This is a genomic window from Burkholderia sp. BCC1977 (genome assembly GCF_905339595.1).
In the GTDB taxonomy this organism is placed as follows: domain Bacteria; phylum Pseudomonadota; class Gammaproteobacteria; order Burkholderiales; family Burkholderiaceae; genus Burkholderia.
On the sequence record NZ_CAJPGQ010000008.1, the window covers coordinates 31,099 to 46,852 of the forward strand.

Consider the following 15,754-nt stretch of genomic DNA (forward strand, 5'->3'; position numbering starts at 1 on the left):
TCGTTCGAATCAGCGGGCGGGCGGCAGCGTGATGCCGGGGAAAGTCTTGATCACGGCGGAATCGTCCTCGCCGCCGTGGCCGGCGCTCGATGCGCTCATGAACATCTGGTGCGCGGTGGCCGACAGCGGCAGCGGGAACTTGCTGCGGCGCGCGGTATCGAGCACGAGGCCGAGATCCTTCACGAAGATGTCGACGGCCGACAGCGGCGTGTAGTCGCCGTTCAGGATGTGCGGCACGCGGTTCTCGAACATCCACGAATTGCCGGCGCTGTGCGTGATCACGTCGTACAGCGCGTCGGCATCGACGCCTTCGCGCAGGCCGAGCGCCATCGCCTCGGCGGCCGCCGCGATATGCACGCCGGCCAGCAGCTGGTTGATGATCTTCACCTTCGAGCCGATGCCGTGCGCGTCGCCGAGGCGATAGACCTTGCCGGCGATCGCGGCGAGCACGTCGTCGCAGCCCGCATACGCGGCGGCGGGGCCCGACGTCATCATCGTCATCTCGCCGGAGGCCGCGCGCGCGGCACCGCCGGACACCGGTGCATCGAGCATCTGCAGGCCCGCGGCCTCGATGCGCGCGCCGAGCGCGACCGCGAAGTCGGGCGCGACGGTCGCGCTCGCGATCACGACGCCGCCCGGCTTCATCGCCGCGACCGCGCCGTGCTCGCCGAACAGCACCGTTTCAGTCTGCACGGCATTGACGACGAGCGTGACGACGACGTCGCACTGCGCGCCGAGTTCGGCCGGCGTTGCGCAGGCGACGCCGCCTTCGGCCGCGAATGCCTGCAGCACGGTGTCGCGCACGTCGCATGCGTGCACGCGGAACCCCGCGCGCAGCAGCGAGCGGGCGACGCCGAGGCCCATCGCGCCGAGGCCGATGACTCCAACATTTCGTGACATGGTCAACCTTGATCGATTCGGGAGAGGTTCGGGACAACGACGGCGCGGGTTCGGCCCGGCCGCCGCATTCAGCAATCGGGCATCAGCAGATGCCGGCTTCCGCGAGGCGGCGGGCGGCGTTGTACATGTGCGTGCGCGCCGCGTTGCGCGCCGCCATCGGGTCGCGTGCGCGGATCGCGTCGGCGATTGCCGCGTGTTCCTCGCGCACCTGCCGCGAGAAATCCTCGCGCGTCGCTTCGTTGCGCCGCGTGACCTTCACGCCGGCCTCGAGGTACTGGTTCAGGAACTGCAGCGTTTTCAGGAAATACGGGTTGCCGGTGACGGCCGCGATCGTGCGGTGGAACGCGACGTCTTCCGCGACGCCGTCGCGCCCTTCGGCCACCGCGTCGTCGATCTTGCGCAGCGCGTCGTCGATGTCGGCCATGTCGTCGGCCGTGTGGTGCAGCGCGGCCTCGGCCGCGACTTCAGCCTCGATCGCGCGGCGCACCGCGAGCAAATGCGGCAGCGAGCTCGCCTCGACGGCTTCCGCGTAGTCGATCCGCAGCGGCCGGATCGCGCCGTGCTGGTTCACGTACACGCCGCTGCCCTGGCGCGGCTCGACCACGCCTTCGTTCTTCAGCCGCGAGATCGCCTCGCGGATCACGGTGCGGCTCACGCCGAATTCCTGCGCAAGCACGGCTTCCGTCGGCAGCTTGCCGGTGGCCGAGAAACTGCCGACTTCGATCTGCTTCAGCAGTTGCTGCGCGACGTGGTCGCTCATCGCACGGGCGGGAATTTTCTCGAACATGACGCTCAGGTTTGTAAGGTGATGTGGTCATCATACAAATTTGAGCGTGCGTCAGCATCCGGGATAACCCTCGATCAATGGGCGTCAACGTCGGTCAATTTGATTGGAACCGGTTCCAATTGGCGTGAAAATGACGCGATCGTGCCGGGTTCGACGCGCGGCAGGAGGGCGAAGGGAGGGCGGAGGACGAAGGGCGGCGCGCGCCGGCGGCGCGCGCGATCGTCAATATCAGTCGGCGATGTCTTCGACGGGATCGGAGTCGGCCGCCACCGGCACGCCGGCTTCCGCGGTGTCCCCGCCGCGCTCGCGATAGGTCGCCGGCGGCACGCCGAACTGCTTGCGGAATTCACGCCCGAGGTGCGACGCGTCGGCGAACCCGCAGCTCGATGCGATATCGGCGACGGTGCGGTCGGAACTGGTCAGCAGCCAGGCGGCCGTGCGCAGCCGCACCTGCTTCGCGAACGCCTGCGGGCTCTTGCCCGTCTCGGCCTTGAACAGCCGTTCGAGCTGGCGCGTCGACATGTCGAGCTTGCACGCGAGTTCCTCGAGCGGCAGCGCGCGCCCGACATGCTGTTCCATCAGGAGAATCGCGCGCTTGACCTTCGGGTGCGTGGCCGGCTCGAGGCCCGGCGGATGCGGCTGCGGCGCATTGCCTTTCTGCATCTCGCCGACGAGCAGGATGCGCAAGGCCTTCTGCACGGTCGCATGGTCGAAATGGCGCAGCAGGATCGCGGCGGCGACGTCGATCGACGCGCGGCCGCCCGAGCAGGTGATCCGGCGCCGGTCGATCACGAACAGGCGATCGGCGATCAGCATGTCGGGATCGGCGTTCGGGAAGCGTTCGATGAAATCCCAGTAGTGGAACCAGCTCACGCAGGTGCGGTAGCCGTCGAGCACGTTCGCGCGCATCAGCGTGAACACGCCCGTGCAGATCCCGACGACCGTCGCGCCGCCCGCCGCCGCGCGGCGGACGAACTCGAGCGTTTCGGGGCCGGCTTGCGGCCCCGAATGCAGCAGCCCGCCGACCACGACCACGTAGTCGAACGGCTCGGCGCTCTCGAAGGTTTCCCACGGCGTGATCTGGATCCCGCAGCTCGCGCGCACCGGCGCGAGCGTCTCGCCGATCACGCTCCACGCGCAGCGCACCGGCTTGCTGTAGTCGCCGTCGTCGGCCGACAGCCGCAGCATGTCGACGAAACCCGAGAAGGCCGTGAGCGTGAAGTTCGGCAGCAGCACGATGCCGAAGCGGATGCGCTGCGGCGCCGGTTCGGCGAGGGGGGAAGCAGGTACGTCGGGTGTCATCGCGGTCAATCTCGTCACGCCGGGAAGGCGGGTCTCACTCGTTTCACTCGGTTCGCGGGCACGGCCGCCGGCGGGCGCGGACGCCGGCCGACTTGTGGTTTTTCGTCGCCAACCATCGTCAAAACGCACTTTCCGACCGTCCTGCGCGGGGCTTGGCGGCGGTATCCCACGCCGATGCCGTTTTTGTTCTATCGGCCAATTTTACGCTTTGATGTACTGATGCCAACGACATTTCACGTACGCCCACCCAGAGGAAGCCAGATGAACGTCAGCGCGTTCGACCTGTTCAAGATCGGCATCGGCCCGTCCAGTTCGCATACGGTCGGCCCGATGATCGCCGCGTGCCGCTTCGCGTCGCACATCGAGGACGCGAACCTGCTCGGCTTCGTGCGCCGCGTGCGGGTCGAACTATACGGCTCGCTCGGTGCAACGGGCAAGGGCCACGGCACGGACAAGGCGGTGCTGCTCGGTCTCGAGGGCCATCTGCCGGACACGATCGATCCGGACCTGATCGAGCCGCGGCTCGCCGGGATCCGCGCGGAGAAGTCGCTGTCGCTGCTCGGCAAGCAGACGATCCGCTTCGACGAGAAGGAGAACATCGGCTTCTATCGCAAGCTGATGAGCGGTACCGGCATCGTGCACCCGAACGGGATGCGCTTCCAGGCGTTCGACGAACACGGCCAGCTGCTCGTCGAGAAAGAGTATTACTCGGTCGGCGGCGGCTTCGTCGTGAACCGCGACGGCGATCGCGTGAACGGCGTGCGCGCGGCGGCCGAGGTGCCGTATCCGTTCCGCACCGGCGACGACCTGATGCGCCAGTGCCGCGAACACGGGCTGTCGATCGCCGAACTGATGCTGCGCAACGAAGGCGCGCTGCGTCCGGAAGACGAGGTGCGCGCCGGGCTGCTCGCGATCTGGCGCACGATGGCCGCATGCGTCGAGCGCGGCTGCAAGGTGGAGGGCGAGCTGCCGGGCCCGATGCGCGTGAAGCGCCGCGCGGCCGAACTGAACGGGCGCCTGCGGGCGCGTTCGGAGGAGTCGCTGCGCGATCCGCTGTCGATGCTCGACTGGGTCAACCTGTATGCGATGGCCGTCAACGAGGAGAACGCGGCGGGCGGCCGGGTCGTCACCGCACCCACCAACGGCGCGGCCGGCGTGATTCCCGCGGTGCTGCACTACTACGTGAAGTTCGTGCCGGGCTCGAACGAAGCCGGCATCGTCGAATTCCTGCTGACCGCCGCGGCGATCGGGATCATCTACAAGGAAACCGCGTCGATTTCGGGCGCGGAAGTCGGCTGCCAGGGCGAAGTGGGCGTCGCATGCTCGATGGCCGCGGCCGCACTGGCCGCGGTGATGGGCGGCACGCCCGACCAGGTCGAGAACGCGGCCGAGATCGGCATGGAGCACAACCTCGGCATGACCTGCGACCCGGTCGGCGGGCTCGTGCAGATTCCGTGCATCGAACGCAACGCGATGGGCGCGATCAAGGCGCTGAACGCGTCGCGGATGGCGCTCAAGGGTAACGGCCAGCACTACGTATCGCTTGATTCGGTGATCAAGACGATGCGCGAGACGGGGGCCGACATGAAGACGAAATACAAGGAAACGTCGCGCGGCGGTCTTGCCGTGAACGTCATCGAATGCTAACGAAGGATCACTAACATGAGCCGCTACTCGATATTCAGCCTGTTCCGCAACGGCCTCTCGTATCACGAGAACTGGGAAAAGCAGTGGAAGAGCCCGGAACCGAAGAAGGAATACGACGTCGTGATCGTCGGCGGCGGCGGCCACGGCCTCGCGACCGCCTACTACCTCGCGAAGGAGCACGGGATCACGAACGTCGCGATCCTCGAGAAGGGCTGGATCGGCGGCGGCAACACCGCGCGCAACACGACGATCGTGCGCTCGAACTATCTGTGGGACGAATCGGCCGCGCTGTACGAGAAGGCGATGAAGCTGTGGGAAGGGCTGTCGCAGGACCTGAACTACAACGTGATGTTCAGCCAGCGTGGCGTGATGAACCTCGCGCACACGCTGCAGGACGTGCGTGACACCGAGCGTCGCGTGAACGCGAACCGCCTGAACGGCGTCGACGCCGAATTCCTGACGCCCGCGCAGATCAAGGAAATCGAGCCGACGATCAACCTGAACAGCCGCTACCCGGTGCTCGGCGCATCGATCCAGCGCCGTGCGGGCGTCGCGCGTCACGACGCGGTGGCCTGGGGCTTCGCGCGCGGCGCCGACCGCGCCGGTGTCGACATCATCCAGAACTGCCAGGTCACGGGCATTCGCCGCGAAGGCGGCGCGGTGGTCGGCGTCGATACGGTGAAGGGCTTCATCAAGGCGAAGAAGGTCGCGGTGGTGGCCGCCGGCAACACGACGACGCTCGCCGACATGGCCGGCGTGCGCCTGCCGATCGAAAGCCACCCGCTGCAGGCGCTGGTGTCCGAGCCGATCAAGCCGGTCGTCAACTCGGTGATCATGTCGAACGCGGTGCACGCGTACATCAGCCAGTCCGACAAGGGCGACCTCGTGATCGGCGCGGGTATCGACCAGTACACGGGCTTCGGCCAGCGCGGCAGCTTCCACATCATCGAAAGCACGCTGCAGGCGATCGTCGAGATGTTCCCGGTGTTCTCGCGCGTGCGGATGAACCGCCAGTGGGGCGGCATCGTCGACGTGTCGCCGGACGCGTGCCCGATCATCACCAAGACCGACGTGAAGGGCCTGTACTTCAACTGCGGCTGGGGTACCGGCGGCTTCAAGGCGACGCCGGGCTCGGGCTGGGTGTTCGCGCACACGATCGCCCGCGACGAACCGCATCCGCTGAACGCACCGTTTGCACTCGACCGTTTCTACACCGGTCACCTGATCGACGAACACGGCGCTGCCGCGGTCGCGCACTAACCCCCGCACTGAAGGAGAAAGAAACATGTTGCTGATCGAATGTCCGTGGTGCGGGCCGCGCGCCGAATCCGAGTTCACGTGCGGCGGTGAAGCCGACATCGTGCGCCCGGTGGCGAACGAGAACATGACCGACCGCGAATGGGGCGAATACGTGTTCATGCGCGAGAACAAGCGCGGTATCCACCGCGAGCAGTGGCTGCACACGCAGGGTTGCCGCCGCTGGTTCAAGGTCACGCGCGACACGGTGACCTACGATATCAAGGGCTACGAAAAGTTCGGCGGGGCTGCCATCAATGGCGCGGCCGCCGGCAACGCACACGAAGAGGGCACGAGCAAATGAGCCAGAAAGACCGCCTCGGCACCGGTGGCCGCATCAATCGCGCGATTCCGCTGACGTTCACGTTCAACGGCCGCACGTATCAGGGCTTCCAGGGCGACACGCTCGCGTCCGCGCTGCTCGCGAACGGCGTGCACTTCGTCGCGCGCAGCTTCAAGTACCACCGTCCGCGCGGGATCGTGACGGCGGACGTCGCGGAACCGAATGCCGTCGTGCAGCTCGAGACCGGCCCGTACACGGTGCCGAACGCGCGCGCGACCGAGATCGAGCTGTACCAGGGCCTCGTCGCGACGAGCGTGAACGCCGAGCCGTCGCTCGAGAACGACAAGTACGCGATCAACCAGAAGTTCTCGCGCTTCATGCCGGCCGGGTTCTACTACAAGACCTTCATGTGGCCGCGCAACATGTGGCCGAAGTATGAAGAGAAGATTCGCGAGGCCGCCGGCCTCGGCAAGGCGCCGGAAGTGCTCGACGCCGATCGCTACGACAAATGCTACGCGCACTGCGACGTGCTCGTGGTCGGCGGTGGCCCGTCGGGCCTCGCCGCCGCGCATGCGGCAGCGACCGCCGGCGCACGCGTGATCCTCGTCGACGACCAGCGCGAGCTCGGCGGCAGCCTGCTGTCGTGCCGCGCGGAAATCGACGCGAAGCCCGCGCTGCAGTGGGTCGAGAAGATCGAGGCCGAGCTGCGCAAGCTGCCCGACGTGACGATCCTGTCGCGCAGCACCGCGTTCGGCTATCAGGACCACAACCTCGTGACGGTCACGCAGCGCCTGACCGATCACCAGCCGGTGTCGATGCGCAAGGGCACGCGCGAGCTGCTGTGGAAGGTCCGCGCGAAGCGCGTGATCCTCGCGACCGGCGCGCACGAGCGTCCGATCGTGTTCGGCAACAACGACCTGCCGGGCGTGATGCTCGCCGGCGCGGTGTCCACCTACGTGCATCGCTATGGCGTGCTGCCGGGCCGCAACGTGGTCGTGTTCACGAACAACGACCGTGCGTACCAGACCGCGCTCGACCTGAAGGCGTGCGGCGCGAAGGTGACCGTCGTCGATTCGCGCGCGTCGTCGAACGGCGCGCTGCCGGCGGCCGCGAAGCGGCAGGGTGTGACGGTGATGAGCGGTGCGGTCGTGACGGCCGCTTCGGGCAAGTGGCGCGTATCGTCGGTCGACGTCGCGTCCTACTCGAACGGCCAGACCGGCGGCAAGATGCAGTCGCTGCCGTGCGACCTCGTCGCGATGTCGGGCGGCTTCAGCCCGGTGCTGCACCTGTTCGCGCAGTCGGGCGGCAAGGCGTGCTGGAACGACGAGAAGGCGTGCTTCCTGCCGGGCAAGCCCGTGCAGGCCGAGACGAGCATCGGTGCGGCCGCGGGCGAGTTCGGTCTCGCCCGTGCGCTGCGGCTCGCGGTCGACGCGGGCGCCGAAGCGGCGAAGGCCGCGGGCTTCACGGCCGCGCAGCGCCCCGTCGCGCCGCAGGTCGCGGAAACCGTCGAAGGCGCGCTGCAGCCGTTGTGGCTCGTCGGCAGCCGCGAGGCCGCCGCACGCGGGCCGAAGCAGTTCGTCGACTTCCAGAACGACGTGGCGGCCGCCGACATCCTGCTGGCGGCGCGCGAAGGCTTCGAGTCGGTCGAGCACGTGAAGCGCTACACCGCGATGGGCTTCGGCACCGACCAGGGCAAGCTCGGCAACATCAACGGGATGGCGATCCTCGCGCAGGCGCTCGGCAAGACGATTCCGGAAACGGGCACGACGACGTTCCGCCCGAACTACACGCCCGTGTCGTTCGGCACGTTCGCGGGCCGCGAGACGGGCGACTTCCTCGACCCGATCCGCAAGACGGCCGTGCACGAATGGCACGTCGAGCACGGTGCGATGTTCGAGGACGTCGGCAACTGGAAGCGGCCGTGGTACTTCCCGAAGAACGGCGAGGACCTGCATGCGGCCGTGAAGCGCGAATGCCTCGCGGTGCGCAACAGCGTCGGCATTCTCGACGCGTCGACGCTCGGCAAGATCGACATCCAGGGTCCGGACGCGGTGAAGCTGCTGAACTGGATGTACACGAACCCGTGGAACAAGCTCGAGATCGGCAAGTGCCGCTACGGGCTGATGCTCGACGAAAACGGCATGGTGTTCGACGACGGCGTGACGGTGCGCCTCGCCGATCAGCATTTCATGATGACGACCACCACCGGCGGCGCGGCGCGCGTGCTCACCTGGCTCGAGCGCTGGCTGCAGACCGAATGGCCCGACATGAAGGTGCGGCTCGCGTCCGTCACCGATCACTGGGCGACGTTCGCGGTGGTCGGCCCGAAGAGCCGCAAGGTCGTGCAGAAGGTGTGCCAGGACATCGACTTCGGTAACGAAGCATTCCCGTTCATGAGCTACCGGAACGGTACGGTCGCGGGTGCGAAGGCGCGCGTGATGCGGATCAGCTTCTCCGGCGAACTCGCCTATGAAGTGAACGTGCCGGCCAACGCGGGCCGCGCGGTGTGGGAAGCGCTGATGGCGGCCGGTGCCGAGTTCGACATCACGCCGTACGGCACGGAAACGATGCACGTGCTGCGTGCCGAGAAGGGCTACATCATCGTCGGTCAGGATACGGATGGTTCGATCACGCCGTTCGACCTCGGGATGGGCGGTGTCGTCGCGAAGTCGAAGGACTTCCTCGGCAAGCGTTCGCTGTCGCGTTCGGACACGTCGAAGGAAGGCCGCAAGCAGTTCGTCGGCCTGCTGACCGAGGACGAACAGTTCGTGCTGCCGGAAGGCGCGCAGATCATCGCGAAGGACACGCAGGTGTCGGCGGTCGATCCGACGCCGATGATCGGCCACGTGACGTCGAGTTATTACAGCCCGATCCTGAAGCGCTCGATTGCGCTGGCGGTGGTGAAGGGCGGCCTGAACAAGATGGGCGAGAGCGTCGTGATTCCGCTGGCCAACGGCAAGCGTGTCATCGCTAAGATCTCGAGCCCGGTTTTCTACGATACCGAAGGGGTGCGCCAGCATGTGGAATGAAACGAGAAACCAGACGCCGGTGGCGGGCGCGGGCGTGACGCTTGAATCGCCGTTCGTCGGCGCGGCCGATGTGCTGAAGCCGCACCAGGCGCGCGCATCGAAGAAGTTCACGCTGCGCGAGCGGCCGTTCCTCGATCTCGTGAACGTGCGCGGCGAGCTGAGCGACCCGGCATTCGTCAGCGCGTTCGAGCGCGTGGTCGGCTGCCGGCCGCCGTCGGCGCCGAACACGGTGGCGCGCGGCGCCGAGTACGACGTGCTGTGGCTCGGTCCCGACGAGTGGCTCGTGCGCTCGAACGGGCCCGTGCAGGCGGGCGTGCTCGAGGCGCAGCTCGCGGAGGCCGTGCAGGGTTCGTATGCGGCGGCCGTCGACGTCGGCAGCGGCTACACGGTCGTCGAGGTCAGCGGCGAACGCGTGCGTGACGTGATCGCGCGCGGCTGCCCGCTCGATCTGCATCCGCGCGTGCTCAAGCCGGGCCAGTGCGCGCAGTCGCACTACTTCAAGTCGCCGATCACGCTGATCCCGACCGGCGACGATACGTTCGAGATCGTCCTGCGTCGCAGCTTCGCCGACTATTTCGTGCGCATCATGCTCGACGCCGCGGCGCCGCTCGCATCATGAAGCCGTTCGACGAACCGTTCGTGGCGATCGATGCGCCGCGCCTGCGCGGGCGCGGCTGGAGCGTGTTCGTCGACGAACTGAAGGTGCCCGCACGGATCGGCATCCATGCGCACGAGCACGAGGCGCCGCAGCCGATCGTGATCGATGCGCGGCTCGGGTATCGCTGCGAGCCGAGCGAGCAGGGCGAGTGGATCGATTACGACGGCTACTGCGCACGCGTCGCGTCGTTCCTGTCGCACAAGCCGCATACGCGGCTGCTGGAGACGCTCGTCGCCGATCTCGCGGTGCTGTCGTTCCGTGAATGGCCCGCGCTGGAGTCGCTGACGCTGTCGATGTACAAGCCGAAGATCCGGCCGGGGACGAAGCGTGTCGGCGTGTCGCTCGACTGGACGCGCGGGGATTACCTGCGGTGGACGGGGGCGGCGGGGCAGCTGTGATGGATTGAGCGGCCCGAATCGTTTCCAGGACGGCGCGTCGTGACGAGGTCACGACGCGCCGTTTCTCCTTGCAGCGCTTATGCCGCGCCGCTCAGCGCCGGATAATCGACATATCCGCGCGCATCGCCGCCGAAGAACGTCTCGCGCTGCGCGTCGTTCATCGGCGCGCCCGTCTTCACGCGCGTCACGAAGTCCGGATTGGCGAGCACCATCTGGCCGTACGCTTCGAGATCGGCGAGACCCGATGCCACGTCGGTACCGATCGCGTCGCGCGTGCGCCCCGGGCGGTTCAGGATCAGCGTGCCGCGCCAGCGCGCACGCAGGTCGGCGAGCAGCGCCTCGTCGCCCTGGTGCATCACGTGCAGGTACGCGAGGCCGAGCGCATCGAGCTGCGTCGCCAGGTAGCGGTACAGTTCGGCGCTGTCCGGACCTTCGTCGATCCCCCACAGCGTGGTGCCGGGCGACAGGCGGATCGCCGTGCGGTCCGCGCCGATCTCGTCGGCGATCGCCGCCGCGACTTCGATCGCGAAGCGGGCGCGATTCTCGATCGACCCGCCGTATTCGTCGGTGCGCGTGTTGGCGTTCGGTGCGAAGAACTGCTGGACCAGATACCCGTTCGCGCCGTGAATCTCGACGCCGTCGGCGCCGGCCTCGATCGCGCGTCGCGCGGCGACGCGGAAGTCGTTCACGGTGTCGCGCACCTCGGCCGTCGTCAGTGCACGCGGCACCGGAATCTCCTGCATGCCCGTCGCGGTGAACATCGGCACGCCCGGCGCGATCGCCGACGGCGCGACGCCTTGCCGGTGATGCGGCGTATTGTCGGGATGCGACATGCGGCCCACGTGCATCAGCTGGATGAACAGGCGGCCGCCGCGCGCATGCACGTCGTCGCTGATCGCCTGCCAGCCGGCGACGTGCGCGTCGGTATAAATGCCCGGCGTCGTCAGGTAGCCCTGGCCGTCGTCCGACGGCTGCGTGCCTTCGGTGACGATCAGCCCCAGGCCCGCGCGCTGTGCGTAGTACTCGGCGGCCCGCGCGCCGGGCGTGCCGTCGGACGCGGCGCGGCTGCGCGTCATCGGCGCCATCACGAGGCGGTTGTCGAGCGTGTAGCGGCCGACGCGGACCGGGGCGAACAGTTGCGGCGCGTCCTGGTCGGCACGGGCCGGAGTGAACAGTTGTTTCATCGCGTTTTCCTCATCGAAGTTCGGGATGCGCCACCGGGGCGATGCCGCATCGGGCGGCGGCCGCGCACAGTGCGCCGGCCTCGCCTCCACGCCTGCATCATCCATTGCTTCCTTTTCGAGATAAACCGGGTATCGTGGAGAACATTGATCCATTGATGGAGCAGTCAGCATGGAGCTGCTGAACGACATGGCGCTGTTCGTGGAGGTCGTGAAGGCGCGCGGCTTTCGCAGCGCCGCCGAGACGCTGGGCATGCCGAATTCGACGCTGTCGCGGCGGATCGCCGCGCTGGAAAAGGCGATCGGCCTGCGCTTGCTGCATCGCACGACGCGCCGGATCGAGCTGACGGAGGCCGGGCAGCTCTACTTCGAGCGCTGCAAGCGCATCGTCGACGAGGCGCGGCTCGCCCACGAGCAGCTCGGCGGGCTGCTGGCCGAACCGGCGGGTGTGCTGCGCGCGTCGTTTCCGGTCGATTTCGCGGTGATCTACCTGACGCCGCTGATCGTCGAATTCGCGAACCGTTACCCGAAGCTGACCTTCGATTTCGAGCTGACGTCACGGCGCGTCGATCTGGTGAGCGAGCCGTTCGATGTCGCGATCCGCATCGGCGAATCGGCGGATTCGCAGCTCGTCGCGCGCCAGCTCGCGACGTTCCGCAACTACCTGTATGCGTCGCCGCGCTATCTCGAACGCTCGGGCGAGCCGCTCGAACCGGACGACCTCACGCGGCACCAGTGCCTGAGCGTGCAACGCGTCACCGCGTGGACGCTGCGTCGCGGCGAGCGCACGGTCGAGGTGCCGGTGGGCGGTCGGTTCGTCGTGAACAGCGTCGGCATGAACCGGCAACTGGCCGTGCACGACGCGGGGATCATCCAGTTGCCGGAGGAAGTGGTGGCCGACGACGTGGCTGCGGGACGCTTGCGCCGCGTGCTGTCCGAATGGGAGGGCATGCCCGTTTCCGTCTACGCGATGACGGAAACGCGCTTGCTGCCCGCGAAGACGCAGGTTTTCATCGAGTTTCTTCGCGCGCATTTCGCGCGGGCGTGACCGCTGGCGCGGCGCCGGCGCGACGCGCGACGCGTCGCGCGATCGCGGGCGCGGCAAGCGCGCAGGCGAGCCCGATCGCGCTGCCCAGCGCGACGTTGGCGAGGCGTTCGCCGGCGAAGGTCCACGTGTGCCCGGCGACGACCAGCGCCGTCGCGGCGCACGCGCAGCGCATCGCGAACGCGAGCCGGTAGGGGCGGATGGCGACGAGCGTGAGCAGCGTCGCGAACACGACCCAGGCGCGCGTGGCGGGATCGTCCGGCACCTGCAGCCCGATGAACACGCCGATCGGCACACCGGCCGACGCGCCCAGCACGCGGTCGACGAATTTGGCGCGGGCGCTCGCCGCGCTACCGGTCACGACGCTGGCGGCCGACCAGATCATCCATTGCCCGTGGTCGATGTGTCGCCATTCGACCAGCACGGCCGCGCCACCCACCGCAATCGCGACGGTCAGCATCAGTTCGATCGGCCAGGCGCGCTCGCCGTAATCGGTGCGCCGGACCCAGGTCGCGCGACGCGCGCGGCGGTCGGCGCCGGCGCCGGTGTCGGTGGCGCGTGCGAGATCGACGGCCGCGAGCGCGATGACCGGCAGCGCGCCCGCCAGCAGGAACGGCAGGATCGCGAACGCGCGCGGCACGAGCGCGCCGCGTGCCACGCCTTCGGCGCTTTCGCATGCGAGATACAGCACGGGAATGAACGTATAGCTGCCGAGTGTGCGCAGCGTGCGGCCCCAGGCCGTGATCGCGATCGACGCGGCGCCGAGTGCGGCGGTCGCCGCGACGAAGGCGGGCGGACAGGCGAGTGCCGCCATCAGCACGACGAATCCCGCGCAGACGAGCAGGCCATGGGCGACCGAACCCAACGGTGCCAGTGCGACGCGATCGACGCCGACCAGCATCGCGATCGTGATGACCGATGCGATCAACCATTCCGGTCGGCCGGTCGCCCGCGCGAGCAGGACGAGCGGGAGCAGCACGAGCGTCGCGCGCGCGAGCGCCCGGGCATCGAGCGCGCCGGCGACGGACGCGGCGGCCGACCGCGCCGCGCGCCACGCCGCGCGCTTGCCGCGGCACGTCATCGCCGGCCTTCAGCCCGCCAGGGCGGCGAGCACGTCGGCCGACGTGCGGACGAGGCCGAGTCTCGGGAAGATGAAACGCAGCGACGCGTCATGCTGATCGGCCGCCGCGCAACTCATCGCATCCTCGGCGAACACGAGCGAATAGCCATGTTCGTAGGCTGCGCGGGCCGTCGATTCGACGCCGATGTTCGTCGAGATACCGCCGAGCACGAGGGTCCGGATGCCGCGCCGGCGCAACTGGAGATCCAGTTCGGTGCCGTGGAACGCGCCCCATTGCCGCTTGGTGATCAACAGGTCGGACGGCGCGACGTCGAGCGCGTCCGGAAAGGTCCACCAGTCCGGCGGCAGGCCGGCCGCGGGCGGCGGCGCCGGCTGGTCGACGGGCTGTTTCAGCGCATCGCCGAAGTCCGCGCTCCAGCCGACGCGCACCAGCACGACCGGCGCGCCGGCTTCGCGAAAGCGCTTCGCGAGCGGGGCGGCGGCGGCCAGTACGGCATCGCCGTCGCGCGGCGCTTTCGCGAAGCCGAGTATGCCTTGCTGCAGGTCGATGAGAACAAGGGCGGTGGTACGGGGGTCCAGTGTGTCCGGCATGATGGCTCTCGAGATTGAACGGGACGGGACGACACTGTATTGTGAGGGTCGTCTCACATTCAAATATATGAGGATGTCCTCACAAAAGTCAAGCCATCAGGCGGGCGGTGCCGTGTCGTCCGCGAAGACGCCCAGCCGGGCGCGCGGCCGGGCGCGGGTCGCCGCGTTGCTGGAAGCCGCGGGCGCGGAGTTCGCGGAAAAAGGGTACGAAGCGACGACGATGACGGCGATTGCGGCACGCGCCGAGTCGTCGATCGGTTCGCTGTATCAATTCTTTCCGACCAAGGAACAGGTGGCCGCGGGTTTGCTCGAGCACTATCTGACGTCGCTGGGCGAGGCGCTCGATCAGTTGCGTGCGGTTGCGTCGTCCGGCGATCTCGCCTCGCTCGCGGCGCGTCTGACGACGACGTTCGTGACGTTCCGGGTCGCGCATCCGGCGTTCGTCGTGCTGGTCGACGCGTACGATTTCGCATTGCCGGGCGCGCTCGATGTGCGCACCCGCCTGCGCGGCGGGATCGAAGCGGTACTGGAGGGGCTCGCGCCGGGGATGCCGGCAGACGCACGTGCGGTGCGGGCGGCGATCGTGCAACACCTGATGAAGGCGGCCGTGGCGCTGAGTCGCGATACGACCATACCGGATCCGGCTGCCGCGCTCCGGGAACTCGAGGGCGTGATGCTGCGCTATCTGGAGGACGTGGCCGAGGCGGGCGAAGCGGGCGTTTGACGTCGCGATGAATGGACGCGAGCGCGGGAGGGGCCGGCAGCGCCGGTACGGCGCGGTGGCCGGGCCAACGCTATTGCGTCGTGAGCGACGCCGAGGTGCGGACGGCCGATGCCGACACGGGCGCGGCCGGCTTCGTGCCTGCCGGGGTGTCGTCGTGCGGATCGAGCACGAACCGGAAGGAATCGACCCGCTGCATCACCTTCGCCGCATACGCGTTCGATCCGCCATAGCTCTTCAGCCCGGCCTGCACGTTGCCGCCGGCCGCCCGCACATAGCCTGACAGGATCTTGGAGCCGGCCTCGACGTTCGCGTTCGGCTCGGTCAGGTCCTTCACGTTGCGCAGCATGCCGCGGTGCGCGGAAGGCACGACCTGCATCAGCCCCGTCGCGCCATGCTGGCCGCGCGCCTTTTCCTGGAAGCGCGATTCGATCGAGATAATGGCGTAAACGAGTGCCGGCGGCAGCGAATATTTCGTCGCAGTCATGCTCACGATATCGGCGAGCTTCGCGGCGCGCTCTTTTGCTACGCCAAACTTCTTCGTCAGGTAGGACGTGATGCGACGGTTTGCTTCGTTCGGCTGATCGTTGGCGTCGGCGAGCGGCGCGGATGCGACGGACGGTGCCGAGGCGGACGCTTCGGGCGCGGCTACGGGCAGCGCGGGCGCCTGCTGCGCCGATGCCTGTTGCGCGATGCCGAGCGAAAGCACGATCAGCCAGAGAAACCGTCGTCGCATGGTGGAGTGCAGGGAGCTGGGAGGCGCATAGTATATCGGCCAATTGCGGCCGATGCGCGAGCGCGGGCTCGAATGAAAGCGCGATGTAGGCTTGTGTCG

15 protein-coding genes are annotated in these 15,754 nt (G+C 68.1%); 8 read left to right on the forward strand and 7 right to left on the reverse strand.

What is annotated here, in order from left to right; genetic code table 11:
* Nucleotides 1–9: 9 nt before the first annotated feature.
* From ltnD to U5771_RS09285, 3 genes are all read right to left on the reverse strand, one after another.
* Nucleotides 10–900 carry an L-threonate dehydrogenase gene (gene ltnD, locus U5771_RS09275; protein WP_322023675.1) on the reverse strand — a complete coding sequence of 297 codons (891 nt, stop codon included), beginning with the start codon at nucleotides 898–900 and terminating at the stop codon, nucleotides 10–12.
* 82 nt (nucleotides 901–982) lie between these two features.
* Nucleotides 983–1,687 (reverse strand): FadR/GntR family transcriptional regulator, encoded by a 705-nt coding sequence (locus tag U5771_RS09280; protein ID WP_059452152.1) that lies wholly within the window; start codon nucleotides 1,685–1,687, stop codon nucleotides 983–985.
* Between the two features lie 228 nt (nucleotides 1,688–1,915).
* Nucleotides 1,916–2,989 carry a GlxA family transcriptional regulator gene (locus U5771_RS09285; protein WP_322023676.1) on the reverse strand — a complete coding sequence of 358 codons (1,074 nt, stop codon included), beginning with the start codon at nucleotides 2,987–2,989 and terminating at the stop codon, nucleotides 1,916–1,918.
* Between the two features lie 261 nt (nucleotides 2,990–3,250).
* Between U5771_RS09285 and U5771_RS09290 the strand changes: the two genes are divergently transcribed.
* The 6 genes from U5771_RS09290 to U5771_RS09315 are packed head-to-tail and all read left to right on the forward strand — an operon-like array spanning nucleotide 3,251 to nucleotide 10,300.
* The gene (locus U5771_RS09290) at nucleotides 3,251–4,636 is read left to right on the forward strand and encodes an L-serine ammonia-lyase (protein ID WP_322023677.1); all 1,386 of its coding nucleotides are present in this window, start codon (nucleotides 3,251–3,253) and stop codon (nucleotides 4,634–4,636) included.
* Nucleotides 4,637–4,651: 15 nt separating this feature from the next.
* On the forward strand, nucleotides 4,652–5,896 hold the full coding sequence (locus U5771_RS09295; protein WP_006480591.1) for a sarcosine oxidase subunit beta family protein: 1,245 nt from the start codon (nucleotides 4,652–4,654) through the stop codon (nucleotides 5,894–5,896).
* Nucleotides 5,897–5,921: 25 nt separating this feature from the next.
* Nucleotides 5,922–6,236, forward strand: coding sequence for a sarcosine oxidase subunit delta (locus tag U5771_RS09300; RefSeq protein ID WP_322023678.1), 315 nt, complete (start codon nucleotides 5,922–5,924; stop codon nucleotides 6,234–6,236).
* Nucleotides 6,233–9,244: a sarcosine oxidase subunit alpha family protein gene (locus tag U5771_RS09305; protein ID WP_322023679.1), complete on the forward strand. Its 3,012-nt coding sequence runs from the start codon at nucleotides 6,233–6,235 to the stop codon at nucleotides 9,242–9,244. The genes U5771_RS09300 and U5771_RS09305 overlap by 4 nt, the downstream gene beginning before the upstream one ends.
* Nucleotides 9,234–9,863 carry a sarcosine oxidase subunit gamma gene (locus U5771_RS09310; protein WP_322023680.1) on the forward strand — a complete coding sequence of 210 codons (630 nt, stop codon included), beginning with the start codon at nucleotides 9,234–9,236 and terminating at the stop codon, nucleotides 9,861–9,863. Before U5771_RS09305 ends, U5771_RS09310 begins: the two co-directional genes overlap by 11 nt.
* Nucleotides 9,860–10,300, forward strand: a complete 441-nt coding sequence (locus U5771_RS09315; protein ID WP_006749884.1) for a dihydroneopterin aldolase — start codon at nucleotides 9,860–9,862, stop codon at nucleotides 10,298–10,300. The genes U5771_RS09310 and U5771_RS09315 overlap by 4 nt, the downstream gene beginning before the upstream one ends.
* A 77-nt stretch (nucleotides 10,301–10,377) precedes the next feature.
* Here the strand turns inward: U5771_RS09315 and U5771_RS09320 are convergent, their stop codons facing one another.
* Nucleotides 10,378–11,484: an alkene reductase gene (locus U5771_RS09320; protein WP_322023681.1), complete on the reverse strand. Its 1,107-nt coding sequence runs from the start codon at nucleotides 11,482–11,484 to the stop codon at nucleotides 10,378–10,380.
* A 169-nt stretch (nucleotides 11,485–11,653) separates the two neighbouring features.
* On the opposite strand from U5771_RS09320, the gene U5771_RS09325 reads away from it, so the two are divergent.
* A complete protein-coding gene (locus tag U5771_RS09325; RefSeq protein WP_322023682.1) occupies nucleotides 11,654–12,529 on the forward strand; it encodes a LysR family transcriptional regulator in 876 nt (291 codons plus the stop codon).
* Here the strand turns inward: U5771_RS09325 and U5771_RS09330 are convergent.
* The gene (locus U5771_RS09330) at nucleotides 12,492–13,607 is read right to left on the reverse strand and encodes an FUSC family protein (RefSeq protein WP_322023683.1); all 1,116 of its coding nucleotides are present in this window, start codon (nucleotides 13,605–13,607) and stop codon (nucleotides 12,492–12,494) included. The two genes, U5771_RS09325 and U5771_RS09330, sit on opposite strands and share 38 nt — an antisense overlap.
* Before the next feature lie 9 nt (nucleotides 13,608–13,616).
* Nucleotides 13,617–14,198 carry a hydrolase gene (locus tag U5771_RS09335; protein WP_322023684.1) on the reverse strand — a complete coding sequence of 194 codons (582 nt, stop codon included), beginning with the start codon at nucleotides 14,196–14,198 and terminating at the stop codon, nucleotides 13,617–13,619.
* Here U5771_RS09335 and U5771_RS09340 point away from each other — a divergent pair.
* Nucleotides 14,197–14,922 carry a TetR/AcrR family transcriptional regulator gene (locus tag U5771_RS09340; RefSeq protein WP_322023685.1) on the forward strand — a complete coding sequence of 242 codons (726 nt, stop codon included), beginning with the start codon at nucleotides 14,197–14,199 and terminating at the stop codon, nucleotides 14,920–14,922. The two genes, U5771_RS09335 and U5771_RS09340, sit on opposite strands and share 2 nt — an antisense overlap.
* Before the next feature lie 70 nt (nucleotides 14,923–14,992).
* Here the strand turns inward: U5771_RS09340 and U5771_RS09345 are convergent, their stop codons facing one another.
* Nucleotides 14,993–15,655, reverse strand: a complete 663-nt coding sequence (locus U5771_RS09345) for a transglycosylase SLT domain-containing protein (protein WP_415859397.1) — start codon at nucleotides 15,653–15,655, stop codon at nucleotides 14,993–14,995.
* Between the last annotated feature and the right edge of the window lie 99 nt (nucleotides 15,656–15,754).

Bases quoted from the DNA above. Each gene is read 5' to 3' on its own strand.
- ltnD (WP_322023675.1), bottom strand. From the start codon at position 900: ATGTCACGAAATGTTGGAGTCATCGGCCTCGGCGCGATGGGCCTCGGC.
- U5771_RS09280 (WP_059452152.1), bottom strand. From the start codon at position 1,687: ATGTTCGAGAAAATTCCCGCCCGTGCGATGAGCGACCACGTCGCGCAG.
- U5771_RS09285 (WP_322023676.1), bottom strand. From the start codon at position 2,989: ATGACACCCGACGTACCTGCTTCCCCCCTCGCCGAACCGGCGCCGCAG.
- U5771_RS09290 (WP_322023677.1), top strand. From the start codon at position 3,251: ATGAACGTCAGCGCGTTCGACCTGTTCAAGATCGGCATCGGCCCGTCC.
- U5771_RS09295 (WP_006480591.1), top strand. From the start codon at position 4,652: ATGAGCCGCTACTCGATATTCAGCCTGTTCCGCAACGGCCTCTCGTAT.
- U5771_RS09300 (WP_322023678.1), top strand. From the start codon at position 5,922: ATGTTGCTGATCGAATGTCCGTGGTGCGGGCCGCGCGCCGAATCCGAG.
- U5771_RS09305 (WP_322023679.1), top strand. From the start codon at position 6,233: ATGAGCCAGAAAGACCGCCTCGGCACCGGTGGCCGCATCAATCGCGCG.
- U5771_RS09310 (WP_322023680.1), top strand. From the start codon at position 9,234: ATGTGGAATGAAACGAGAAACCAGACGCCGGTGGCGGGCGCGGGCGTG.
- U5771_RS09315 (WP_006749884.1), top strand. From the start codon at position 9,860: ATGAAGCCGTTCGACGAACCGTTCGTGGCGATCGATGCGCCGCGCCTG.
- U5771_RS09320 (WP_322023681.1), bottom strand. From the start codon at position 11,484: ATGAAACAACTGTTCACTCCGGCCCGTGCCGACCAGGACGCGCCGCAA.
- U5771_RS09325 (WP_322023682.1), top strand. From the start codon at position 11,654: ATGGAGCTGCTGAACGACATGGCGCTGTTCGTGGAGGTCGTGAAGGCG.
- U5771_RS09330 (WP_322023683.1), bottom strand. From the start codon at position 13,607: ATGACGTGCCGCGGCAAGCGCGCGGCGTGGCGCGCGGCGCGGTCGGCC.
- U5771_RS09340 (WP_322023685.1), top strand. From the start codon at position 14,197: ATGATGGCTCTCGAGATTGAACGGGACGGGACGACACTGTATTGTGAG.
- U5771_RS09335 (WP_322023684.1), bottom strand. From the start codon at position 14,198: ATGCCGGACACACTGGACCCCCGTACCACCGCCCTTGTTCTCATCGAC.
- U5771_RS09345 (WP_415859397.1), bottom strand. From the start codon at position 15,655: ATGCGACGACGGTTTCTCTGGCTGATCGTGCTTTCGCTCGGCATCGCG.